This window comes from Actinomycetospora sp., assembly GCF_055612215.1.
Map to the genome: position 1 here is coordinate 1 of NZ_JBVPVA010000943.1, position 2,261 is coordinate 2,261.

The 2,261-nt window shown below is 76.6% G+C and carries 3 protein-coding genes and 1 pseudogene; 1 reads left to right on the forward strand and 3 read right to left on the reverse strand.

Annotated features, from left to right (window positions below; genetic code table 11):
* Nucleotides 1-642 (forward strand): annotated as a pseudogene (locus AC0CYZ_RS25770) (hypothetical protein); the annotation flags it as partial.
* Here AC0CYZ_RS25770 and AC0CYZ_RS25775 read toward each other — a convergent pair.
* The 3 genes from AC0CYZ_RS25775 to AC0CYZ_RS25785 form a co-directional block, all read right to left on the reverse strand.
* Nucleotides 602-1,258: a Maf family protein gene (locus AC0CYZ_RS25775; protein ID WP_472220650.1), complete on the reverse strand. Its 657-nt coding sequence runs from the start codon at nucleotides 1,256-1,258 to the stop codon at nucleotides 602-604. The pseudogene AC0CYZ_RS25770 and the gene AC0CYZ_RS25775 sit on opposite strands and share 41 nt — an antisense overlap.
* Nucleotides 1,259-1,469: 211 nt before the next feature.
* On the reverse strand, nucleotides 1,470-1,703 hold the full coding sequence (locus tag AC0CYZ_RS25780) for an acyl-CoA carboxylase subunit epsilon (protein ID WP_472220652.1): 234 nt from the start codon (nucleotides 1,701-1,703) through the stop codon (nucleotides 1,470-1,472).
* A partial coding sequence (locus tag AC0CYZ_RS25785; RefSeq protein WP_472220654.1) for a carboxyl transferase domain-containing protein occupies nucleotides 1,700-2,261 on the reverse strand: 562 nt, incomplete at its 5' end. The genes AC0CYZ_RS25785 and AC0CYZ_RS25780, both read right to left, overlap by 4 nt.

Below are 2,261 nucleotides of genomic sequence, written 5' to 3' on the forward strand. Positions count from 1 at the left end.
GGTCCGCTGCGGGCCGGGGCACCCACTCTCGGGGCCACGGTGGCGGTGCCCGCCGGCTGGCAGGTCGGCGGGAGCCAGCAGCTCGTCCCGGTCGCGCCGGACCGCTTCCCGACCGTGGTGACGCTCGCCGACCGCGCGACGGTCATCCTCGGTCGCCTCGACCCCGCCCGCGGCGCCGGGCCCGACGCCCTCGCCGACGAGGCGCGTCGTCTCGTCGGGGCCTTCGCCGACGGGGCCATGCGCCGGACGCCGGGCGAGCGCGGTCGGATCGCCGCCGTCTCCGACGACGCGGGCAGTCTCGACGGGCGCGACGCCCACACCGTGGTCCGCCGGGTGACGACGTCGGAGGGTCCGGGTCCGCTCGTCCGCGTCACGACGGTGGCACCCGGACGCGGCACGCCGGGCCTGGTGCTGCTCGCCGTCGCCGCCCCGGGGCCGCGTCAGGCGGCCGACGGCGCGGCCGCCGACCGGGTCGTCCGCTCGCTGTCCTCCGCCGTCCCGGGTGCCGTGCCGGCCGGTGCCGTGCCGCCGGCCGGCGGCCGGGCGGGTGTCCCGCCCCTGTCGGCGCCGCCGCGCAGCGCGGGTCCGCCGACGCGTCCGGTCAGCCCGCCGGCCGTCCGGTCGACGCCCACAGATCGCTGACGGCCACCCCGAGCTCGCCGAGCAGGTGGCGGGTCAGCGGCAGGCTGATCCCGACGACGTTGGACGGGTCGCCCTGGATGCCCTCCACGAACCAGCCGCCCAGCCCGTCGAGGGTGAACGCGCCGGCCACCGAGAGCGGCTCGCCCGAGCCGAGGTAGGCCTCCAGCTCCGCGGTGGTGGGCGATCCGAACGTCACCATCGTCGCCGCGTGCCCGGAGATCTCGGCCTCGGGCGCACCGGCCCGCACGCGGATGACGGCGTGCCCGGTGAGCAGCTCGCCGTACCCGCCCGCCATCTGGTCCCACCGCCCGCGCGCGGCCTCGACCGTGCCGGGCTTCCCGACCAGCTCGCCCTCGAGCTCGAGCATCGAGTCGCACCCGATGACGACGCCGTCGAACGCCGTCCCCGTGCCGTCGACCTCCTCGGCCACCCGGCCGGCGACCACCCGCGCCTTCGTCAGTGCCAGCGCCGTGACCCGCTCGGCCGGGCTGGCCTCGCCGAGGGCGGCGAGCACCGCCTCCTCGTCGACGTCGGAGACCACGACGTCGGGCTCGACGCCGGCCGCGCGCAGCACGGCACGGCGGGCGGGGGACGCGGACGCGAGGACGAGACGCACGGGCCGCGACCCTAGGCGCGGCACCGGTCCGGTGCGCGGCCGGCCGACCGAACGGCGCCGTCCTGACGTCGGACGCCAGCAATGTGCCGTTGCTGGCACGCGGGGGGCGGCGGGCGCACGAGCGAACGGCGCCGTCCTGGCGCCGGACGCCAGCACTGTGCCGTTGCTGCCACGAGGGGCAGGAACGGGGCAGGACCGGGGCAGGACCGGGCTACCGCCAGCCGGACATCCGCCACGCGTGCGGGCCTGGGGTCAGCGGCCGACGGACCAACGACTCCCGCTCGGTCCACGCCGACGCCGGACCGGGCTCCTCCTCGGGCTCCGCGGACCCCGCCGACGCGGCCGCGAGGACGGCCGTCAGGGCGGCCAGCTCCTCGGGACCCGGGTCGCCCCGCACGATCCGCAGCACGGGCCGCGCCGGCTCCGGGAGCTCGTCCCCGCTCACAGCGGGATGTTCCCGTGCTTCTTCGGCGGCAGCGTCTCGCGCTTGTTGCCGAACGAGCGCAGCGCCCGGGCCACGTACCCGCGGGTGTAGGACGGCGGGACCACCGCGTCCACGTACCCGCGCTCGGCCGCGATATAGGGGTTGGCGAGGGTGTCCTCGTACTCCTGCTGCAGCTCGGCCCGCCGCGCCGCGACGTCGCCACCTTCGTCCTCGACCTTCTTGAGCTCCTTGCGGTACAGGATGCTCACCGCGCCCGAGGCGCCCGTCACCGCGATCTGGGCGGTCGGCCAGGCGAGGTTCAGGTCGGCGCCGAGGTGCTTGGACCCCATGACGTCGTAGGCGCCGCCGTAGGCCTTGCGGCAGATGACCGTGATCAGCGGGACGGTGGCCTCGGCGTAGGCGTAGATCAGCTTCGCCCCGCGGCGGATGATCCCGTTGTATTCCTGGTCGGTGCCGGGGAGGAAGCCGGGGACGTCGACGAAGGTCACCACCGGCACGTTGAACGCGTCGCAGGTGCGCACGAAGCGCGCGGCCTTCTCGCTGGCCCCGATGTCGAGG